This window comes from Phosphitispora fastidiosa (genome assembly GCF_019008365.1).
Classification (GTDB): Bacteria; Bacillota; Thermincolia; order Thermincolales; family UBA2595; genus Phosphitispora; species Phosphitispora fastidiosa.
Genome location: NZ_JAHHUL010000021.1, coordinates 13,482 through 34,442, shown reverse-complemented (window position 1 = coordinate 34,442; position 20,961 = coordinate 13,482). Strand labels below are relative to the sequence as shown.

Annotated in this window: 15 protein-coding genes; 14 read left to right on the top strand and 1 reads right to left on the bottom strand. The window is 48.1% G+C overall.

Annotated elements, in window-relative coordinates; all coding sequences use genetic code 11:
- Positions 1-23 precede the first annotated feature (23 nt).
- The 10 genes from Ga0451573_RS16230 (at position 24) to Ga0451573_RS16185 (ending at position 13,036) form a co-directional block, all read left to right on the top strand.
- A complete protein-coding gene (locus Ga0451573_RS16230; RefSeq protein WP_231685206.1) occupies positions 24-1,226 on the top strand; it encodes a glycosyltransferase family 4 protein in 1,203 nt (400 codons plus the stop codon).
- A gap of 26 nt (positions 1,227-1,252) precedes the next feature.
- A complete protein-coding gene (locus tag Ga0451573_RS16225; protein WP_231685205.1) occupies positions 1,253-3,493 on the top strand; it encodes an amylo-alpha-1,6-glucosidase in 2,241 nt (746 codons plus the stop codon).
- A gap of 5 nt (positions 3,494-3,498) precedes the next feature.
- Positions 3,499-5,001, top strand: coding sequence for an alpha,alpha-trehalose-phosphate synthase (UDP-forming) (locus Ga0451573_RS16220; protein WP_231685204.1), 1,503 nt, complete (start codon positions 3,499-3,501; stop codon positions 4,999-5,001).
- Entirely contained in the window at positions 4,998-5,819 is an 822-nt protein-coding gene (gene otsB, locus Ga0451573_RS16215; protein ID WP_231685203.1) for a trehalose-phosphatase, read from the top strand. Before Ga0451573_RS16220 ends, otsB begins: the two co-directional genes overlap by 4 nt.
- Positions 5,820-5,824: 5 nt before the next feature.
- On the top strand, positions 5,825-7,051 hold the full coding sequence (locus Ga0451573_RS16210) for a glycosyltransferase (RefSeq protein WP_231685202.1): 1,227 nt from the start codon (positions 5,825-5,827) through the stop codon (positions 7,049-7,051).
- A gap of 241 nt (positions 7,052-7,292) precedes the next feature.
- On the top strand, positions 7,293-10,853 hold the full coding sequence (locus Ga0451573_RS16205; RefSeq protein ID WP_231685201.1) for a S8 family serine peptidase: 3,561 nt from the start codon (positions 7,293-7,295) through the stop codon (positions 10,851-10,853).
- 182 nt (positions 10,854-11,035) lie between these two features.
- On the top strand, positions 11,036-11,686 hold the full coding sequence (locus tag Ga0451573_RS16200) for an HAD-IA family hydrolase (protein ID WP_231685200.1): 651 nt from the start codon (positions 11,036-11,038) through the stop codon (positions 11,684-11,686).
- A 112-nt stretch (positions 11,687-11,798) separates the two neighbouring features.
- On the top strand, positions 11,799-12,200 hold the full coding sequence (locus Ga0451573_RS16195; protein ID WP_231685199.1) for an Hsp20/alpha crystallin family protein: 402 nt from the start codon (positions 11,799-11,801) through the stop codon (positions 12,198-12,200).
- Between the two features lie 169 nt (positions 12,201-12,369).
- The gene (locus Ga0451573_RS16190; RefSeq protein WP_231685198.1) at positions 12,370-12,648 is read left to right on the top strand and encodes a hypothetical protein; all 279 of its coding nucleotides are present in this window, start codon (positions 12,370-12,372) and stop codon (positions 12,646-12,648) included.
- Between the two features lie 208 nt (positions 12,649-12,856).
- The gene (locus tag Ga0451573_RS16185; RefSeq protein WP_231685197.1) at positions 12,857-13,036 is read left to right on the top strand and encodes a hypothetical protein; all 180 of its coding nucleotides are present in this window, start codon (positions 12,857-12,859) and stop codon (positions 13,034-13,036) included.
- 116 nt (positions 13,037-13,152) lie between these two features.
- On the opposite strand, the gene pduL is transcribed toward Ga0451573_RS16185, so the two are convergent.
- Positions 13,153-14,385, bottom strand: a complete 1,233-nt coding sequence (pduL, locus tag Ga0451573_RS16180; protein WP_231685196.1) for a phosphate propanoyltransferase — start codon at positions 14,383-14,385, stop codon at positions 13,153-13,155.
- 236 nt (positions 14,386-14,621) lie between these two features.
- On the opposite strand from pduL, the gene Ga0451573_RS16175 reads away from it, so the two are divergent.
- From Ga0451573_RS16175 to Ga0451573_RS16160, 4 genes are all read left to right on the top strand, one after another.
- Complete coding sequence (locus Ga0451573_RS16175) at positions 14,622-17,051, top strand: glycogen/starch/alpha-glucan phosphorylase (RefSeq protein WP_231685195.1); 2,430 nt, start codon at positions 14,622-14,624, stop codon at positions 17,049-17,051.
- Positions 17,052-17,215: 164 nt separating this feature from the next.
- Positions 17,216-17,878 (top strand): TetR/AcrR family transcriptional regulator, encoded by a 663-nt coding sequence (locus tag Ga0451573_RS16170; RefSeq protein ID WP_231685194.1) that lies wholly within the window; start codon positions 17,216-17,218, stop codon positions 17,876-17,878.
- A 15-nt stretch (positions 17,879-17,893) separates the two neighbouring features.
- On the top strand, positions 17,894-18,598 hold the full coding sequence (locus Ga0451573_RS16165) for an ABC transporter ATP-binding protein (RefSeq protein ID WP_231685193.1): 705 nt from the start codon (positions 17,894-17,896) through the stop codon (positions 18,596-18,598).
- Complete coding sequence (locus tag Ga0451573_RS16160) at positions 18,598-20,955, top strand: ABC transporter permease (RefSeq protein WP_231685192.1); 2,358 nt, start codon at positions 18,598-18,600, stop codon at positions 20,953-20,955. Before Ga0451573_RS16165 ends, Ga0451573_RS16160 begins: the two co-directional genes overlap by 1 nt.
- Positions 20,956-20,961 lie beyond the last annotated feature (6 nt).

Sequence of the window (20,961 nt, the reverse complement as noted above, 5' to 3'; positions counted from 1 at the left end):
AGAGATGGAGGTGATGCCAAGAAATGAAAATTGCTCATTTGCACTGGGGGTTCCCACCGGTGATCGGTGGAGTTGAAAGCCATTTGGCCATGCTGGGCCCTGAATTGGTAAAAAAAGACTGTAGGGTTTCACTGCTGACAGGGTCTGTCGGGGGGCGTCCTGCAGAAGAATATTATGAGGGGATGTATGTAAGAAGAACCCCTGTCATGGACCTTAACAGTCTTACCCCGGAACTAATTGAAGAACAGCTTGGAGATATCGGGAGAGTAATTGCCCAATTTATAGATGATACAGATCCTGATATCATTCACGCACACAACATGCATTATTTCAGCCCGCTGCACACAGACATTATGAATACAATCAAGCGTGAAAGAAAAATCCCCCTGATGCTTACTGCCCACAATGTATGGCCTGATAATGACCGCACCTGGACAGAAATAAACCAAAGGGCTGATATATGGGATGTCGTAATAGCGGTCAGCCATTACATAAAAGGTGAACTGGTCAGGGCAGGATATAGGGGAGAACGAATTACCACAGTACACCACGGTATAGACCTGGCTAAGTTTGGCCCGTGTACCGGGGATGACAGGGAAAGGATCAGATTCCTTTATCCTGAGTTTGAAGGACGCCGGGTTATCTTTCACCCGGCCAGGATGAATCTGGAGAAGGGAAGCCATATAAGTGTCAGGGCTCTGGATATCATAAGACGGGAGTTTCCGGATACACTCCTGGTTATGGCAGGGACAGAAAAGGCAGTTGACTGGGGGTCCCGGCACCGGAAGCATGTTGACACAGTCATGGGAATGATAGAAGAACTGGGGCTGCAGGAAAATATTTTCGTTAAATTCTTCCCCTGGCACGAAATGCCCCTGGTGTATAAGGCCGCAGAGTTCTGCCTGTCCCCGTCCTGCTTTGAGGAACCCTTTGGCATTGTAATGCTTGAGAGCATGGCCAGTGGAAGACCGGTTATTGTCAGCAGGGCCGGAGGAATGCCGGAAGTCATCAGTGACGGCAGAAACGGCTCTATTGTAAAAATGGCTGATGCCAATGACCTTGCCGAAAAATGCCTTTTCCTGCTGAGAAACCCCGGGGTGTGTTGTGAGATGGGGAAAAGAGGCATGGGGATGGTCAAGGACAACTGGACCAAAGAGAAAATGACAGTAGCGACACTTAAAGTATACCGGAATTTCCTGGAGAGAAAAGACAGCAGTGGTAATTAATGAGGCCTTGACCTCGGAGGTAATATATGGAAGTCTGCAATCAAAATATTCATGACGAATTAAGAGTATCCCCGGCTGATATACGCTCCAGTATTGATGTACTAAAAGAAGGCCGGATGTTTATCAACACCCTGCCGGGAGGGGAAATACCGTGTGATGATCAAGGCGGATTGGGTTTTTACTTTTCTGACACCAGGTTTCTCAGCTGCCTGGAACTAAGTGTGAATAACACATCTCCTGTTTTTCTGTCTCGAACATTAAGAGACAGTCACTTTTCCCAGGTAGAGATGACAAACAATGAGTTTATCAGCAATGACGGACAGCAGGTTTTACTGCAGACAGTGCATCTCCGCCTGCTCAGGATGGTAAAGGATGCCTATTACCAGCGTATCAGGGTGGCTAATTTCGGGTCCTGTTCCTTTGAGGTCACCCTGAGTGTGAAGCTGGGTACGGATTTTGCAGATATCTTCGAGGTGCGCGGGACACCCCGGGAAAAAAAGGGCACATGGCAGGGAAACACCCTGCAGCGGCACAGTGCATCCATAAACTACATGGGTACAGATAATATCAGGAGATCTACCCTGATAAATTTTTCACCGGCACCTGCCCGCCTCAGGGAAGAGGATTGTTTTATAATAGCTCAATATGTCTTGAGGCTGGAACCCAAAGTGAAAAATTATATTTACATTAAAGTTACGCCTGTGGTGGAACCGGCTGCCGGGATGCCCAGTACAGCCTGTGAGGATAGCCTGGAATCTGGCGACAAAGATGATCCGGAGACAGCCGGTAAGCATGATTTGGGGTTTACCGGTGTCGCCCGGTATCTTATTGATGCTTACCAATCGTGGAAGGATGAGTGTGTCCGGATAACATCCGATAATGAGCATTTTAATCAGATGGTTAATGTAGCCATCACCGACCTTAGGGCTCTTAGTACGGTGTATCCGGGTACGGGAGCTGTTATGGAGGCGGGAATCCCATGGTATGCTGCCCCCTTTGGGCGTGATTCCCTGATTGCGGCTTGGCAGGCCCTGTTGATAAACCCGCTCCTGGCCAGGGAAACACTAAGGTACATGGCCAGGTATCAGGGCCGGGAGGTCAACCCGTGGCGTGATGAACAGCCGGGAAAGATTCTTCATGAGATGAGATATGGGGAAATGGCGCTGTCAGGTGAACTGCCTCATACACCCTACTACGGTTCGGTGGACTCGACACTATGGTTTATTATCCTGCTGGCAGAGTATGTCAGGTGGACAGGAGATACAGATTTTCTTGGGGAAATGTCAGAAATCCTGGAAAATGCCCTGAGCTGGTGCCGGGAATTCGGTGATATGGATGGGGATGGATATATTGAATACCTCTGCCGGTCAGAAAAAGGCCTGGTAAATCAGGGCTGGAAAGACTCCTGGGACGGGGTCATTCACCGGGATGGCGCTCTCCCGGAAGGTCCGATTGCTCTTATTGAGGTTCAGGCTTATTATTACCGGGCTTTACTGGATGCAGCCGAGCTATACCAGATGAGCGGCAGCATCCTGAAGGCAGCTGACCTCAGGGAAAGGGCAGACCGGCTGCGGTCACGTTTTGTATATGATTTCTGGACGGATGAGACCGGATTCGCCGTTTACGCCCTGGATGGGTATAAGAAGCCTTTGACCACTATTGTTTCGAACCCGGGCCACTGCCTGTTTACAGGCATTCTTCCTGATGGTTTGGCGGTTAAGGTAATAGAACGCCTGATGGAACCGGATATGTTTTCAGGGTGGGGCATCCGGACAATGAGTGCAGATGAAGCCCCCTATAACCCTATGAGTTACCACAACGGTTCTGTCTGGCCGCATGATAACTCCATTATCGGCTATGGGATGAGACAGTCCGGAGCGCTTAAAGAGCTCAGGCTGCTTACTGACACTCTTTTTGAGGCAGCTCAATTCTTTGACCATATGCGGCTCCCGGAACTTTTCTGCGGCTTTACCAGAGCGGGGAAGGTCGGTCCTGTGAGGTATCCTATAGCATGCGACCCCCAGGCATGGTCTGTGGGCAGTGTGTTCCTGCTGCTAAGGTCAATTCTGGGTCTCCAGTGCCGCGGGAACGAGTTTTACGTGCGCAGCCCGTATCTGCCGCGGTCACTGAAAATACTGCGCCTGGAAAACATCAGGGTCGGGAACGGCGCGGTCAGCCTGGAGTTTGCCAGGAGGGAGGACCAGACATACACCAGTGTTATTGGCACAGAAGGGATGGCTAAGGTAATTTTTGAAAAGGAGGTGTAAAATCGTTGGATTTATTGAAACCTCTTAAACTTAATCCCAGAGGCGGTCTGACAGTAGTATCCAACAGAGGGCCGTACACCTTCAGGAAAACGGCCAGGGGTATTCAGGCAACACCATCGGTAAGTGGATTGGTGTCAGCTATCCAGCCGGTTATCGAACAGATTCATGGCAGATGGGTTGCCTGGGGCGGGAGATACGGCACTGAAGAAGAAACTCTGGGCAGGTCACTTACCTTGCAGAAGACGGATAAGTGGCTTTTTCATGAGGTAATGCTCACCGAACCTGAAACTGCAGGGTATTACGAAGGTATGTGCAATGGCTGCCTCTGGCCTTTATGCCATAATTTTATTGAAAAGTCTGTCTTTGATGAAGAAATGTGGGGGTCTTACCGCCGGGTTAACCGCAAGTTTGCTGAAGTTGTTTTACAGACGACAGGCCCAGGGGACATGATTTGGGTCCAGGATTTTCACCTGGCGCTGCTTCCAGGGTATATCTGCCGTCAAAGGCCCGGGGCCAGGGTTTCCGTCTTCTGGCATATTCCTTTTCCTCCGCCGGAGATATTTACGGTACTGCCATGGGCCAAAGAAATTATTAAGGGTTTGTTGAATTGTGAATTTATCGGATTTCATACGGAAGGCTATGTGCGTAATTTTTTGCTGAGCGTCCGGGAAATCTATGGCGTCGCTATAGATTTCGCCAGAGGCCTTATCTTTGGCCCGGAGCGGATTGTCAGAGTGGGGGCGGTTCCCATCGGCATTGACTGCCGGGAGTTTGAGAATCTTGCTGCCCAACCCGGAGTCATCAGGAAGGCTGCCGGAATCAGAAGCAGTATTGGCGGTGATTATGTGATCATCAGTGTTGATCGCCTGGATTATACCAAGGGTATTCCGGAACGGCTGCAGGCTTTAGAGTATCTTCTGGAGAGCCGGCCTGAGTATAAAGGTAAACTTACCTTTGTTCAGATCGCGGTCCCCAGCAGGACAGATGTTGCCGCATATCGCAGGCTCAGGAGACAGATAGAGGAAATTGTAGGCCGAATCAACGGCAAATATACCAAGAACTTTCATGTGCCTATCAGGTATCTGTTTAAACCATTGAGCAGGGAAGACCTGGCAGCCCATTACCTGGCCGCAGATATGGCTGTGGTTACTCCGCTAAAAGACGGTCTGAATCTGGTTGCCAAGGAATATGTGGCCGTAAAATCCGGCGGCGGCGGGGTTCTGATTTTAAGCCCCTTTGCCGGAGCAGCGGTGCAGTTAACCGAAGCTCTAACGGCGAATCCTTATAACCTGCGGGAAATGGCAAACCAGATTGTTGCGGGTATCGAACTGGATGTGACGGAAAAGAAACGCCGTATGCTGGCATTGGCCAGGTCAGTCAGGGAAGAGGATATTAACTGGTGGTGGCAGAAGATTCAACAAAATTGGCTTATTGATTCGGAAACAGTTGGGGAACCACCCCCAGACAGCTCAATTGGCGGGATGCTGACCCGGGGAGCTGTGTTATGAGCAGTTTACCTTTGACCATCGGCAGCGGAGATGTCTTGGCGGAAATAATAACTGCCAAGCCGCAAGTCCTGGTAATGACAGATTATGACGGGACTCTGGTATCCATCAGGGAAAGACCGGAACTGGCAATACCGGGTTCTGAAGTTGTGGCCGCTGTTGACAGGCTCAGGGAGCTGGAAACTATCGCTTTCGCTGTGATAAGCGGGCGCAGCCTGGAAGACCTGGAGAAAATAATTCCAGTATCCGGGATTCACCTGATCGGCTGTCATGGGGCCCAATTCCGGAATCCCAATGGAGAACGGTTTGAAAGGGTTAACCCGGACAGGCTGCAGCCGGTTATTGACCGGTTAGCGGAACTTGCCTCAGGGTGCATTGGCGGTAAAGAAGGGTTTTTAATTGAACATAAGGGTATTGCCCTGGCCTTGCATTACCGGGAGGCCGCAATTTCGGGGCAGGCTGCAGCCGGGGCGGTCCCGGAAATTCTGGGGAGCTTTATTAAGACAGCCTGTCCTTTAATGGCGGGTTCAGGCCTTGAAACAATAGCCGGGAAGAAGGTTCTGGAGATACGTCCCTGTTATATTAACAAGGGAATGGCGGTAAAATACTTAATGGACCTTTACCCGGAACACTATCCCGTATATTTTGGTGATGATACAACTGATGAGGATGCTTTTGCGGCAGTGGCAGAGCGGGGAACCGGTGTGTTGGTGTCGCGAAGGACTTTGGCAGCATCCGGAAGGTTCTCGGCAGCATCGTTAAGATTGCCTCAACCGGAAGATGTAATCAGACTTTTAGAAAAATTAGCAGCAGGGAGTTGAACTACTTGGTTATAAAAGCAGGTGTTGAACGGAATATTTCACTTAATGACTATGCCTCTTTTGCTGATGAAGAACTGCTGGACCGGATAGATAAACTGTCAACCGGGTTAAGGGGAGCCGCCATTCAGCATATTAATTCCACATTTATTGGCGGCGGCGTGGCTGAGATTTTACAAAGCCTGACTCCTATCATGCGTTCTATTGGTCTTCGGGCAAAGTGGGACATCATAAGTGCGGGTGAAGAATTTTTTGGGGTTACCAAAGCTTTTCACAATGCCTTTCATGGTGAAAAGATTGATTTCAGTGAGAAAATGAAGGAAATTTACCGCCTTACTGCTGCGGCCAATCTTGATGTAGTTGACCGGAATGCCGATTATGTAGTAATTCATGACCAGCAGCCCTTGGGTCTGACTGACCGCAAGGCTGACCACAGAGGCAGGTGGGTCTGGTACTGCCATATTGACCCTGTCAATGTAGATGCCAGGCTCTGGGGATTTTTGAGCCATTATGCCGCCAGGTGTGATGCCGCCATCTACCATATGGCCGAATATGCTAAAAATCTGGGCAGCCGGCAGTTTTTCCTGCCTCCTGCCATTGACCCCTTAAGTGACAAGAACAGGGAAGTTACTGCTGCCGAACGAGACAGGGTGCTTCAGGAGCTTGATTTTCCCCATGATAAGCCGGTAATCCTGCAGGTTTCCCGTTTTGACAGGTTGAAAAATCCTTTCGGTGTTGTCGATGCCTTTCGGCAGGTAAGGGCTGATATCCCCAGTTACCTGATTCTTGCCGGGGGCGCTGCCGATGATGACCCCGAAGGCCTGGAGGTACTTGCCGAGCTTTTGGCAAAGGTCGATAACGACCCCGATATCAGGATTTTGAATTTATCTCCCACCAGCCACCTGGAGATAAATGTCCTCCAAAGGTCCAGTGACATTATTGTGCAGAACTCTATCAGGGAGGGGTTTGGTCTTACGGTTACCGAAGCGCTGTGGAAGGGTAAATCGGTTGTGGCCGCTCCGGCAGGTGGAATCCTAAAGCAGGTCATTCATGAGCAGACAGGGCTCCTGGCAAAAGACGGAGAGGAATTGGCAGGCTGTCTGCGGCGGCTTCTAAAGGACCCCGGTCTGGCCAGGGATTTGGGCCTAAGAGGGAAAGAACATGCCCGGAAAAATTTTATTACCCCGGTTTATCTGTATAACTGGCTTTCACTGATGGATGAGATGAGGGCATAAGAATAAGATGAGGGTAAAGTGTAAGCAACAAGCTGAGATATAGCAGCCACCGGCTGAGCCGGTGGCTGCTATTGTGTGATGCTCTGTCATCAATTTGCACCTGGGTTTGCGATATGTAATTTTTTATTCCCTGAAGGTTTTTTCAGGTAATATGTGGAATTATTATTCAACCGGCAGCGCTGGACATTGATCCGGGCAGTTGGCTCTGGGGATGGGATGACCGAAACGGAGGGAACAATACATGATAAAGCACAAAAAAATAAGGTTTCTGGCGGTATTGACGCTGATTTTCGCCATGATGCTCCCACAAACTGCCGGGGCATCGGAGTATACTGCCGGAGAATCACAGCACACTGCCGGGGCGCCGCAGCAGATGACTGCTGCCTCTTCCGGGACGCCGCAGCGGATGACTGCAGTTTCACCAGGCGTGGGGCAGTATGGGCCGGAACCGGTATACCGCCAAGGTGAGGTTATATTTAAGACCGGCCGCCTGGATGATGCGTTTACACTAATAAAAAAATATGGACTGAAAATGGTCCGGCGGGATACCAGGTTAGGCTATGTTGTTGCAGAGACGCCGGCAGATACCAATGTGGCTGCCCTTTCCCGGCAGCTGAGCAGGGAAAATACAGTGCAGTATGCCCAGCCTAATTATACCTACAGGCTTTTTGGTACTCCTAATGACTCCCAGTATGGGAGGCAGTGGGCCATGAAACAGATTAATGCTGAAAATGGTTGGGGGGTCCGGGGTACCGGCGCTCCTGTCATCATAGCTGTACTGGATTCAGGGGTAGATGTGAACCACCCCGACCTGAAAGGCAGGCTGGTCCGGGGAGTCAATACCGTGAACCCCCTTAAAAGCGCCAGGGACAGTGAAGGCCACGGGACTCATGTGGCTGGGATTGCCGGGGCCGCTGTTAATAATGGTGTAGGTGTGGCCGGCGTGGCCGGAGTACCCGGTGTCAAGATTATGCCGGTTAAGGTTTTTGACGGGTGGGATGGCACAGATACTTCAATCAGTGATGGGATCATATGGGCCGCCGATCATGGAGCCCGGGTTATCAATATGAGTTTTGGAAGCTGGTTTCATTCTGAGGTTTTGAATGAGGCTATTGAATATGCTTACGGAAAAGGGGTTGTCATGGTTGCCGCAGCCGGAAATTGGGCTTCAGAGGATATCAGCTACCCGGCGGCAATATCCAAGGTAATTTCTGTCTCCGCCACAGACAGGGAAGGCAGTCTTGCTGAATTTTCCAGTTATGGACCCCTGATTGATGTGTGCGCACCGGGTGAGGACATATACAGCAGTGTGTGGGACCCGTATAAGGGTTCCACATATACGGAAATGAGCGGTACATCGATGGCATCCCCGATGGTTGCTGGCTTGGCGGCTCTGCTGCTGGCAAAGGACCCGGGATTGACAGCGGAAGATGTCAGGCAGATTATTGAGGTTACCGCTGCTGATCTTGGGGAGCCCGGATGGGATCCTGAGTTCGGTCATGGGAGAATTGATATTGGCAGGGCTTTGGCAGCTACATTTAAGACTGGCGGGGATTCGAACAACAGTATGGAAAATGCAGTAATTCTGGAAAATGATCGGCCGGTATTGGAAAAGATTGGTACCGGAGGCGATGTGGACTGGTTTAAGATAACTATTCCGGCAGGAAACCACTTGCAGGTAGAGGTTCTGCCGGCAGGCAAGGTAAGTCCCGGTGTTGAGGTCTGCGACTCTTCGGGAGAGGCAATATCTGCCTTCAATACGATTGCTGAGGGAGCTTCCGCCGAATGGGAAACTGATATTTTTGCGGTTTACGGAACATCGTTGAAGGTAGCTGAGACAGTTTACGGCCTGGTTACAGACCTTGAGGAAGGCGACTACTATATTAAGGTGTTTGGCAACCATTTCCGCTGGTCTGAAGAGAATTATACCGTTACAGCGAGAATTCTAGCTGATGCCGGCCTTATCAGAGATGCAAATGAACCCAATAATACGTATGAGGAAGCAAAAAAGCTGGAATTGGGGAAAACTGTGAATGGGGTCATTGGGGGCCAGGCGGATGAGGATTGGTTCCAGGTCAGACTGACCGGTAAAGCTTATAAAATCAGTGTGGATGTCCCTGATGGGCTTGACCTGGCAGTTGCAGTGGAGAATTCGAATAACTTCAGTGAATATGATGAAGATGACTATATGAACTATTACAGCAGCTGGTATTATGAGTTGATAAATAATGCCGGTCAGGGTGAGGGTGAAGAAGGAGTAATCATCCTTCCCGAATCAGGCAGCGGCACTTACTACTTAAGGGTCTATGACACCGGAGGTGCTTCTCTGAATGCAAATTACAGCCTAACCGTGTCCGGGTTCAGCTTTGCCAGGGATCGCTATGAAAGAAATGACACCTGGAAACAGGCAGCCCAGGTGGCTCTTGGGGAAGAAATCACAGGTAACTTTCACAGCGAACAGGATGAAGACTGGTATGAATTTGATGTCCCGGAAACAGGATTGCTTTCAGTTGATTTTCAGGAGCCAAAGGGTGGATGGTGCAGCCTTTATGTGTTCAGCGATCCGGAAGAAGAAGCGCTGGGGTATTCCAATGGCAGCGCTGATTATGGATATTTAGGGGATTCTGAAGCGGGCGGTTCTCTTGCCATCAAAGTTAAGCCCGGCAAATACTATATTAGTGTAAGTAATTGGGGATACCAGACTGCGGACAATTATCAATTTAAAGTTGAATCCAGCCGGTATAATTTTGTGGATCAGGAAATGAATGACGAGCCGTTGATGGCAGTCCCCGTTGTTCAGGGGGTCGTCCGGGAGGGGACAATTTTCCCTGATGACGACCTGGATTTTTATGTTTTTGATGTGGTCAAACCCCAGCCATTTCTTGTCTATGTTACACCCCCGGACGAGTTGGATACGGCTGTGGTTGTAATGAAGGAAATTGAACCCGGTGATTCCGCTGCGGCTGAAGAAGACGAAGCAGATACCGGAGAGATGCCGGAACCCGAACTGATGCCGGTGACAGAAATAGATAGCGGGACAGCGGGTCAGCCTGATTCAGGGGTGTTTACTCCTGCCAAGCCGGGTAGGTACTATATTGCTATTTTGTCTGTTGAGGGCAGATCGGAGGAAAGGTATTCATTTGTTATTAAACCATTTACTGCTTCCCCTGATGCCTGGGAAAACAACGATACCCGGGACAAGGCCGCAGCGCTTACCGGTGGGGTTGCAGTAAAACCAACCTTTATGGGGACAGAAGATATTGACTGGTATAAGGTCTATATTCCTGATGCGGGTGTATTGGGAGTGACACTTGATGTTCCCGGGGATATCGATGGCGTATTTGAGGCCTATGGCCCTGACGGCAGACTGTTGGGCAGGGTTGACCAATCCATGACCGGGATTGAGGAAGTGGCCACCTTTAATATTTTCCAAAAGGGATATTACTTCATAAAGGCTTATGACTATCTGGGCAATTCATCAGTTCAGCCCTATGCCCTGACTGCACGATACCTGGAAAGGGTCGCGCCGGTAGTCAGTGAAGTGAAGACCGGCGGCAGGGAGATCTCCTTCAGGGTTTCGGAAGATGTGCGGGTATTCATTAAAGTAATTGACAGCAGTGACCGGTTTATAGCTATGGTGAAAGACGATGTTAAAGTCCAAAAAGGAAAAGTATCGGCCATATGGAACGGGAAGGATGCCCAGGGTGGGGATGCTCCCGCCGGCAGCTACAAGGTAAAGATTGTCGTTATCGATAATTCAGGAAATGCATCTAAACCGGTTTTTGTTGCCATTAAGATTTAGAGATACCTGCCTTCAAGGCCGCTGACAAATTCGGCGGCCTATTCCATATAGGCATGCTTAAGACGGTTATCCCGGAGATTTAGTGTTGTACACTGGATCGTAAAGGTGCTATACTAATAATTATTATAACGGAATCAGTACGGGATAAGAGAAAAGAGGTTTTTACGGAGGAGTCGGGACCGATGAAAAGCAAAAAACTGAAGGCAGCCTGCATATTGTTTGACCTTGACGGGACTCTGCTAAACACTAATGACCTCGTGCTGGAATCACTTCAGCACACTATAAGGGTGCACCTGGGCCATGAAATGGAGCGGTCTGGACTTTACAGGTATTTCGGGGTGCCCCTTGTAAACATTATGGCAGACATTGACCCGGGCCAGGCCGAGGCAATGTGTATAACTTATAGGGAGTACAGCGCTGAAAGACATGATAAGATGGTCAAAGTATTTCCTCATGTTTCCGATACTCTTGAAAAGCTGAGACGATATGATATCCCGATGGCTGTTGTCACCTCCAAGTTGAACAGCCTGGCTTTAAGGGGCCTGAAGTTGTTCAAGCTTGACAGCTTCATTGATACACTGGTAGCTTTTGAGGATACCCAAAAACACAAGCCTGAACCTGATCCGATATTGAAAGCTCTTCATAAACTGGGCATACCTTCGGGAGACGGTGTGGTCATGGTTGGGGACAGCCCCTATGACATCAGATGTGCTCAGAAAGCGGGTGTATTAAGCGCTGCAGTTAAGTGGAGCCTTCATAACAGGGGAGAACTGCTGGACCTCGGTCCGGATTTCTGGCTGGAAGACTTCCGGGAATTACTTGATTATGTATAGAAATGCCTGCTTTTGGTTTGTAAAGGTCATCTTTTCGTGCTTACCGGTTCAGTTGAGGTGGCACACATATTATGTTAATTGCATAATATGTTAACGGAAAGGGGTGACCACTATGGCTGACCTGATAAAATGGGATCCATTCCAGGATATAACCGGTTTTTTTGATGAATTAGACAAATTGTTCACTCATTTTATGAAGTCGTTTTCTGAAGAGCTGTACTCGTCTCAGTTGGCAGGAAACAGGATGAACCTTCAGGTAAAGGAAGAGGGCAGCAATCTGATTATTACCGGGGATATTCCCAATTCAGTAAAAGACAATATTGATGTTGTAGTAAGACAGGACAGTGTGGTGATAAGCGGTGAAAACCTGCTCCAAAAAGAAGATGGCCAACAGAAGGGATATCAGTGGAGCAAATTTACCAGAGCCTGTTCCCTTCCGGTTAGAGTCAACTCTGAAAGAACAGAGATTGATTTTACGGGAGGAAAACTTACCATTCGAGCTCCCAAAGTTTAAGGTTTTGAAGACAACTTGTCTCCCTCAACATTTACGGAAAGAGACCAACTACAAATGTTAGTAATTTTTTCTCCAATCTATTGAAATATATTACAAATTGAGATACAATATTTAAGAATAGTAATATTTATTAAACAAATCTACAATTAACACCGGGAGGGATAGGCTTTTGATGCAGAGATTTTTTCATTTTACAATAACCAGTGATGCCAGAAGGCAAATTCCCAAAATGATACTCGAACGTCTGGTTGACGAGTACATTTGGCAGGGTCAGCAATACCAGTGCGGTGCTGCTTCTGTCAAGGATAGGGCCGAAAGGGTGCGCAAGCTTGTGGAAACTGAAATTACCAGAAGAAATGTTCATAAGGAATTTGACAGGTTGATGAACAGAAGGATGAGAGAATTGGAAATGGAGCCGGAGAATCAGGAAAAACAGGAAGTTAGTTAATATTAAAGGAATTTCAGTTAACTGGAATTCCTTTTTTTGTATTTTTATCGACAATTAACAGGCGTATTGTGTAAGAATTTGACGTACGTTTTTTTACCATTTTGGTTACTACATATGCTATACTGTTTTCAGTGCGAAAAATACAAAACTTCATGTTTAAATTACAGGATTTTTTGAATCCATAAAAACTAAAGGAGGAGAACTGGGCATGATTCGGGCAAGGGTTTCTGAAATAATTGGGGGATTTGCCATTTTGGAATTTGACGGAATTGCTAAAGTTGTGTCATGTACTGAATTGCCTGAATGTGTTAAAGAAGGAGATATTGTATTTTATAAAGATAGAAAAACTGCTTACGTTCAATCCAAAGTCGAAATGCGCTTGCGTTAGACAATAAGACTGCTGGAAAAAAGACTGCTGGAAAACAGGGGTAGATGTATTCCCGGGAAGCGGATAAGTTATCCGCCGCGGAAGACATCTACCCCTATACCTGTTCCGATTGTAAATTAAAGTACCTTGGCAAGGTTGCGAAATGCCTGTTCCAGGGTAATTGTATTTAAATTTGCTTCAACCACAAGTGGTTTAAACATCAACAGCAGCTCCTCGGCAAATTTAAATTTGCCGGATGGGTAAAAGGAGGTGTCAACAGGAATAGCCCCAAGGTTCAAGAAAAACTGCTTCCTGTTGTCAGTTTCGTCCTTTGACCGGCGAACTTCCAGGAGGAGCCCTTCAATTTCAGGATGTTCTTTTTCCAGGAATGAAGTGACTTTATGGTAAAGGAAGCTGCCGATACCACGATTCCTGTATTCTGGAGTAATTCCTATGTGTTCCAGGTATCCCAGCCTGGAATCCGTAAGGTAATAAAAACACGAGATGCCGACTACCTTGTCACCTTCCATAGCCGAGAGGAGATAAAAGCGGGCAGGCTCTATCAGGTGAGGGTTCAGCATTTTATTTACAATTGACTGCTGAGTGCTTACCGGATAATGAAAGACATTTCTAAGCAGGCGAATTCCTTCAATACTGGCATAATCGTGAGGGGTTTTGCCAACCACAAATTTAATATTATCTACCCCAACTTCAACGATGTTGCCATAGTTGTCTTTCACAACCATTTCTCTGTGCTTGATCATTGCCAGGTCGCCCGTATCCACAAAGGCGGCATTAGCCTCATCTGTATCGATATGAAATTCTGTCTCACCTGCATCTGTAACCCTGACCAGGACATTATGATAGCACACGACTTTTGGGCCTTTAATCAGTATACTTACTTTGTCCCGGTCGTGCAGATCCAGAGACTCGGCTTTTTGTTTTGCCATATGGATATGAGCCCTGGGAATAATAACACCTTTACCCAGGACAAGAGGGCCGGCAGGTCCAATAAGGATCGCGCCCGGTGTGTTATCCAGGTCGCCCGAATCCCTGATAGGAGCTTCGATACCTAATTTTACCGCATCAGTTCGACTGATTTCAACCTGTGAGACTTCTCGCGGAGGACCGACAATCCGTACGCGTTCCAGAACCCCTTTGGACCCCACAATATTTACCGTTTCTTTGGCTGCATAGTTTCCCTTCTGAGCCAGTTCTTTGGCAACAGTGAGCTGATATCCTCTGCCAAATAAGATTTCTATATCTTCCTGGGAAAGGTGAATATGCCTGTTTGATACACCTACAGGCACCAGCCATTTGTTGGATTTTACAAAATCCACTTTATCCGGATCGATTTTGAAGTTTATCATTTGCTGTCTCTCCTTCTATTAATATAACTGCCAAGATGACTGTATCTTATTTACACCCGGATATGCACTATTAATTATAACAAGAATCATTACTGCATACAAACCGATTAGGTATACTGGCTGCAGGCATATCAGCGGAAAACTGCTGTTATCTTGTGATAGCTTGCAAAATCAAAAAAATAAAGCAGGATAAACCAGGAGCAGTATCGAACAAGTACCGAAATAGGAGGAATACTATGTTTCGAGATAAAGAAACGTTTAAAAACGCTTTCCTGGAAAAAATGCAGGCTGTGTGCGGCAAATGTCTGGATGAGGCAACTGCCTTTGATAAATACATGGCTCTGGGCGGTATGATCAGGGACTATACAAGCAGAAAATGGGTCAAAACTAATGCCCGTTACCTGGAAGAGGATGCCAAGCAGGTATACTATTTTTCCCTGGAATTCCTGTTGGGCCGCCTGCTGGGGAGTAATCTCCTCAATCTCGGTTTGACTCCTGTCTGCAGGGAAGCCCTGGATGACCTGGGGATAGACCTGAATGAACTGGAAGATGCCGAAGCAGATGCCGGGCTGGGGAATGGCGGTTTGGGCAGGCTGGCTGCCTGTTTCCTTGATTCCATGGCTTCACTGGGTATACCTGGTCATGGTTGTGGTATCAGATACAGGTACGGATTTTTTGAGCAAAGGATTGTCGATGGATACCAGGTGGAGCTTCCTGACAACTGGCTGAGGGACGGTAATGTCTGGGAACTGCGCAAGCCTGATAAGGCTGTTGAAGTGAGGTTTTATGGCGCTGTCAGGGAAGAAAGCAGCAGTGAAAGGACTGTGTTTGTCCATGAAAACTATCAGGCGGTTTTGGCTGTGCCTTATGACACTCCGGTGATAGGTTATGGCAACAATACTGTGAACACATTGCGGCTGTGGAGCGCAGAGGCTGTGCAAACAGATTTTGATTTTTCCTCTTTCAGCCATGGGGATTATCTCCAGGCTGTGGAGTACAAGTACTCCGTTGAAGCTATTTCACAGATTCTTTATCCTGATGACAATCATTATAAGGGCAGGGAGCTTCGGCTGAAGCAGCAGTATTTCTTTGTTTCTGCAGGAATCCAGAGTATTGTCCGCACGTTTCGAAAAAAGAACGGTTCATTAAAGCAGCTGCCGGAAAAGGTTGCCATTCATGTAAATGATACGCACCCGGTGCTGGCAATTCCCGAACTGATGAGGATATTGATTGATGAGGAGGGCATCGGCTGGGACGAGGCCTGGGAGATTACCACTGGCACCATATCATATACCAACCACACCATTCTTGCTGAAGCCATGGAGAAATGGCCAAAAGACCTTTTCAGGAACCTGCTGCCAAGGATATATATGATTATTCATGAAATCAATGAAAGATTCTGCCGTGAGCTGTGGGACAGATATCCGGGAGATTGGGACATGATATCATCCATGGCAATAATTGCCGATAATCACATCAAAATGGCTCACCTGGCAGTTGCCGGAAGCTGTAGTATTAACGGTGTGGCCCGGATACATACCGACATTCTCAAGCGTCAGGAAATGAAGAATTTTTATATTGTTTACCCCCATAAGTTCAATAACAAGACAAACGGGGTTACCCACCGGAGGTGGCTGATGAAAGCTAACCCGGAACTGGCCGGTTTGATAACTGAGGCTATTGGACCTGGTTGGATTCGTGAACCCGCTGAACTTACCGGGCTTTTAAAATATTCTGCAGACCCGTCCTTTAGGGAGCAAGCTGCAGGTGTTAAGAAGCGGAACAAAGCAGTTCTGGCAGGAATGATAAGAGATAAATATTCATTTGATGTTGACCTGGATTCGATATTTGATGTCCAGGTTAAAAGACTGCATGCATATAAGAGGCAGATACTGAATGTGCTTCATATAATGGACCTTTATAACAGGCTTTTGGAAAACCCGAATCTGGATATGGCGCCAAGGACCTTTATTTTCGGAGCAAAAGCCGCGCCAAGTTACTATCAGGCTAAGACTACCATCAAGCTGATCAACACCCTGGCACATATCATCAACAATGACAGGCGTGTCGGGGACAGAATCAAGGTTGTTTTCCTGGAGAACTACCGGGTTTCCCTGGCAGAAATGATATTTCCGGCGGCAGATGTCAGTGAACAGATTTCAACTGCCGGAAAAGAAGCCAGCGGTACCGGAAACATGAAATTTATGCTCAACGGGGCAATTACTATAGGCACCATGGATGGCGCCAACATAGAGATTTATGAAAAAGTCGGTCCTGAAAACATTTTTACCTTTGGGCTTACTGCTGAAGAGGTTATGGACTATTATCGCAGCGGCGGTTACAGTTCACGTGACTTGTATGAAAATGACAGTCGATTAAGACTAACTCTTGACAGCCTTGTCAATGGTTTCTTTCCTGTCCCGGCTGACGAGTTTAGAAACATCTATAACTCATTGATGGTGCACAATGACGAGTTTTTTGTACTTGGGGATTTCGCGGCCTATACCGCAGCCCAGCTAAACCTGGACAGGGCCTTCCGGGATAAAGCGAAATGGTTGGAGATGAGTATAAACAATATTGCCTATGCAGGTACATTCTCCAGTGACCGGACTATTCTGGAGTATGCGAAGGACATTTGGGGAGCCAGACAGCTAAGCGTTGAATGAATGGATGTTTTGCTCTCACTCAGCAGCGATTTTCATTGACATTCGAATTTAACCGGATATATAATATGACCAGACAGTCATATGACTTTTAAGTCACATGGCCGTCTGGTCATAAAATTATCCGGATTAAACTGCGAAATTTGTTAATCCTAAGAGGTGAAATTGTGCCAAAACCAACCTTTTTTAATCTACCCGAAGAGAAGCGAAAGCGCATTCTCGATATGGCTACGGATGAATTTGCCACACACCCCTATAACAAGGCATCCCTGTCCAATATTGTGGCCCGGGCAGGGATTGCCAAGGGCAGTATGTACCAATATTTTAATGACAAAAAGGACCTGTACACATATATACTGGATATGGCTGCCCAAGAGAAGATGTCATATATGAAGCGGGAATTGGACCGGAAGGCCGGGTTTTTTACCACCATGGAACGGCTGGTGGCGGCAGGTACCCGTTTTGGTCTGGAACACCCGCAGCTGGGGCAGGTTGTTGCCAATGCCATTGAGGCGCAAGGAGAGGCGCTCCTGCATGAAATGTATTCCAAAGGCAGGGAAATGGCTATTGACTTTTTTGAACAGATGCTCAAAGACGGCATAGACAGGGGAGAACTCCGGCAGGACATAGACCCCAGGCTGATGGCAACTCTCATGCATTCCCTGCTGGGACAGGGGTTGACAGATTATCTGCTGGAAAATCTGGGGGTTTCTATGGATGAATACATGGCCGAGCCGGAGCTTTGGCAGAAAATGACACCTCAGCGGATACAAAAGGCTGTTGCAGAAGTGATGAAAATTTTGCGGGGCGGCCTTGAAGCCCAGAAATAAAAGGAGCCGGTGCTAATGGAAACTGTAATTCAGACCAGAAATCTTCATAAGATATTTAAGACCGGGGAAGTATCTGTCCATGCCTTAAAGGGGCTAGACCTTGAAGTGCCTGAAGGGCAGTTCGTGGTTATCCTGGGGCCCAGCGGTTCCGGGAAAAGTACCCTGCTCAATATCCTTGGGGGCATGGATACCCCTACTGAGGGGGAATTTAAATACAGGGGAACTCCGCTGCAGAAGATGAATAAACATGAGCTGACGATGTTCAGGAGGAAGGCAGTGGGTTTTATCTTTCAATTCTATAACCTGATGCCAAACCTGACTGCCCTGGAAAATGTAGCTCTGGCTACAGAGCTTACCGATACGCCTCTGGACCCCGGTGAAGTGCTTGCGGAAATCGGGCTGGCTGACCGGGAGGACCATTTCCCTTCACAGCTTTCAGGAGGCCAGCAGCAGAGGGTTGCCATTGCCCGGGCTATTGCCAAGAACCCAGATATTTTGCTTTGTGATGAGCCAACCGGAGCCCTTGATTACGAGACCGGGAAACAGGTGCTCAATTACCTGCAGAAAATCAACCGGGAGCGGGGTAAAACACTTTTGGTAATTACCCACAATGCCGCCATCGGTAAAATGGCTGACCGGGTGGTTAATATAAGAGACGGCAGGATAGACCGGATTGAGGAAAACAGCAGTCCGGTTACAGCAGATGAGGTGAGCTGGTAATGCTGAGACGCAAACTATGGAGAGACATCAGGGGCAACTATGGAGCATATCTTGCAGTTATCAGTGTCTCCATCATCGGGCTGATGCTGTATGTATCTATGGCTCTGATATTGGACAGCCTCAAGACCAGTGTGGACAGTTATTACAGTGAACATGATTTTGCCGAGGGTTTTGCCCGGGTAGTCAGGGGGCCGCAAGGCCTTGTTGAGGATATTCGGGGTATTGCAGGAATTGACCGGGTCAGCGGCAGAATAGTCAGTGATGTGCTCGTCAATAAAGCGGCTGGGGAAGACAATACGACACTGCGCCTGGTTTCTTTTGGCGGGGACAAAAGTGATTTGAACAGGTTTAAACTGGAGGATGGCAAGATACCGTCTGGAGACAGCAGAGAACTTCTGGTATCACCTGCCTTTCTTGCGGCGAATGAACTTAAAATCGGGGATGCGCTGCCACTGATTGTTTCCGGAACGGAAGTCCAGTTTACTATTACCGGGACCGCTATCAGCCCGGAATATGTATATGAGATTCCCAGCGGGCAGACGCTTACACCTGACCCCACCGTTTTTGGGGTGGCTTTTGTGCCTTACAACATCGCTGCCCAGGTATTGGGTATGGATGGTCAGATAAATGACCTTGTTTTTACCCTTGACAGAAATATCAGTTTTACCGGTATCAAAAGGCCGGTGGAGAATATATTAGGGAATTACGGTCTGACCCAGTTGTACCCTCGCAAAGACCAACTGAGCCATTCTATGCTGAATCAGGAAATCATAGGCCTGGAGGCAACGGTAAACACCTCACCTGTGATCTTCCTTCTGGTGGCCGCCAGCATCCTTTATATCATGCTGAGACGGATGGTGGAACAACAGAGGGGGCTAATCGGTATCCTGAAGGCATTTGGCTTTACTGACAGGGAAATAATCACCCATTACCTCGGGTATGCTGTGTTTACTGGGGGACTTGGCGGGCTGGGGGGAGGTCTGCTGGGGACGTGGCTTTCATATTATTTCGCAATAATGTACCAGCAGTTTTATAATATTCCCGGCCTGTCGGGAAGAGTTTCAGCTAAGTACATTATTACAGCTACCTTACTGGCAACTGCCTTCAGCGTAGTGGCCGGTTACCAGGGATGCAAAGGGGTTCTCCGGCTGAGTCCGGCGGAGGCGATGCGGCCCCCGGCCCCCAAAGTAGGAAAAAAGACTCTCATCGAACGAATCGGATTTCTTTGGAATATGTTAACAACTCTGAGTAAAATGGCTGTCAGAAACGTTTTTCGCAGCAAACAGCGGAGCTTTTTGGCAGTGTTTGGCATAGCTGCCTCTTTTAGCCTTATGGTAGCTTCAGGGGCATCCTTTGATGCTGTCTACTATTTAATAAATTTTCAGTATGAGAGGGTGGAAAAATACGACATTAAGGTAGGCCTCAAGAGCTATGTGGACAGAACAGAGGCGATTACCGGAACCAGTTATCTCGATGGCGTTATCAGTGCCGAGCCAATGCTGGAAGTCCCAGTGACCATTGCCAACCGGTGGCGGGAAAAAGACACCCTTATCACCGGACTGCCGCAGGAGGCTTCCCTTTACCACCTCCTTACAGATGAGGGAAAACAGGTCAGCCTGCCGGACCGGGGTATGGTTATCTCAACACAGATGGCCAAGATTCTGGATATTAAGCAGGGTGATACGGTAACAGTCAAACCCTTCCTGGGTGACCGGGAGGAACGGCAGGCGGTCGTCAGGCAGGTTGTACCCCAGTATGTGGGTTTGGGGGCTTATATGGACATTGACTCTCTAAGCAGTCTGTTAAGGGCGCCTCCGGTGGCTTCATCGGTACTGCTCAGGGTTGAAGAGGAAAAGATGTCTGCGGTTCGTGAGGAACTCCGCACCGGGAAAAATGTTGCCGCAATCCATGATAAAAACAAGGTCAAGGCTCAATTTGAGGAGTTGATGGAGACTTCCCAGGCCTCACAGTATATTCTGTTATTCTTTTCCTTTATTATGGGGTTTGCCATCGTCTACAATGTCAATATCATCTCACTCTCGGAGCGGGAACGCGAAATGGCCAGCCTCATGGTGCTGGGCATGACTGAAGGGGAGGTTTCCCGGATTCTGCTGTTTGAACAGGGGTTTCTGGGTGTGGCTGCTATCATTGCGGGAGTACCGTTAGGTTATGGGATGCTTTATGCCATTATCAATGCATCGGGAAGCGAGATTTACAATATGCCTCTGATTATCAATCCCGGCAGCTTTATCAAGGCATTACTGGGTACCCTGCTGTTCTTGCTGGCTGCCCAGTGGAAAATGAAGGGGAGAGTCGGCAAGCTGTCGATGCTTGATGTTCTGAAACAGCAGGATTAGTCCTTA

Excerpts from the sequence above, each read along its gene's own strand:
- Ga0451573_RS16185 (WP_231685197.1), top strand. The coding sequence starts at position 12,857 with ATGATTCGGGCAAGGGTTTCTGAAATAATTGGGGGATTTGCCATTTTG.
- Ga0451573_RS16195 (WP_231685199.1), top strand. The coding sequence starts at position 11,799 with ATGGCTGACCTGATAAAATGGGATCCATTCCAGGATATAACCGGTTTT.
- otsB (WP_231685203.1), top strand. The coding sequence starts at position 4,998 with ATGAGCAGTTTACCTTTGACCATCGGCAGCGGAGATGTCTTGGCGGAA.
- Ga0451573_RS16230 (WP_231685206.1), top strand. The coding sequence starts at position 24 with ATGAAAATTGCTCATTTGCACTGGGGGTTCCCACCGGTGATCGGTGGA.
- Ga0451573_RS16225 (WP_231685205.1), top strand. The coding sequence starts at position 1,253 with ATGGAAGTCTGCAATCAAAATATTCATGACGAATTAAGAGTATCCCCG.
- Ga0451573_RS16160 (WP_231685192.1), top strand. The coding sequence starts at position 18,598 with ATGCTGAGACGCAAACTATGGAGAGACATCAGGGGCAACTATGGAGCA.
- pduL (WP_231685196.1), bottom strand. The coding sequence starts at position 14,385 with ATGATAAACTTCAAAATCGATCCGGATAAAGTGGATTTTGTAAAATCC.
- Ga0451573_RS16165 (WP_231685193.1), top strand. The coding sequence starts at position 17,894 with ATGGAAACTGTAATTCAGACCAGAAATCTTCATAAGATATTTAAGACC.
- Ga0451573_RS16175 (WP_231685195.1), top strand. The coding sequence starts at position 14,622 with ATGTTTCGAGATAAAGAAACGTTTAAAAACGCTTTCCTGGAAAAAATG.
- Ga0451573_RS16205 (WP_231685201.1), top strand. The coding sequence starts at position 7,293 with ATGATAAAGCACAAAAAAATAAGGTTTCTGGCGGTATTGACGCTGATT.
- Ga0451573_RS16200 (WP_231685200.1), top strand. The coding sequence starts at position 11,036 with ATGAAAAGCAAAAAACTGAAGGCAGCCTGCATATTGTTTGACCTTGAC.